Raw genomic sequence first — 616 nt, forward strand, 5'->3', positions numbered from 1 at the left:
GTCATGCCTTTGGTTCGCCAGCAATTTCCAATATTGGGTAAGGACGATTTTATTTTTATTGATGATGGAAGAGCTGGAACTCATTTAAATGGATACTCAGTTTTAAGTTATACAGATTTTATTAAACAGCCAGTATCAAATAAGCTTGTTACAATCGCAATTGCGAATAGTAGTGTCCGTGAAAAATTAGTTACTCAGTTGAACCAAGATAATATCCAACATTTATCAATTCAAGCATCAAATACGGTTGTATTGGATGAGGTTGAAATTGGTGAAGGTAGTTTACTTTGTCCATTTACCTGCCTGACTTCAAATATTAAAATTTATAGCTATGTTGCTCATGATTGTGTGATTGGTGATTATGTGACTTTTGCACCAGGTGTCAAATGCAATGGCAATATTCATATCGAAGACCATGCTTATATCGGTACTGGTGCAATTATTAAACAAGGTACGCCAGACAAACCTTTAATTATTGGAAAAGGTTCAGTGGTTGGTATGGGTGCAGTTGTTACAAAAAGTGTTCCACCTGGCGTAACTGTTATTGGAAATCCTGCACGAATTTTAGAGAAAAAATAAACTTTATTTAAATTGAGAAATTAGAGAATCTGACTAT

The 616-nt window shown here is 34.4% G+C and carries 1 protein-coding gene; it reads left to right on the forward strand.

Annotated features, from left to right (window positions below; translation table 11 throughout):
- The coding region (locus tag RR876_RS17055; RefSeq protein WP_332637197.1) for an acetyltransferase at positions 1 to 579 on the forward strand (579 nt) is incomplete at its 5' end.
- Between the last annotated feature and the right edge of the window lie 37 nt (positions 580 to 616).

The sequence above is a fragment of the Acinetobacter sp. genome (assembly GCF_036666595.1).
GTDB lineage: Bacteria > Pseudomonadota > Gammaproteobacteria > Pseudomonadales > Moraxellaceae > Acinetobacter.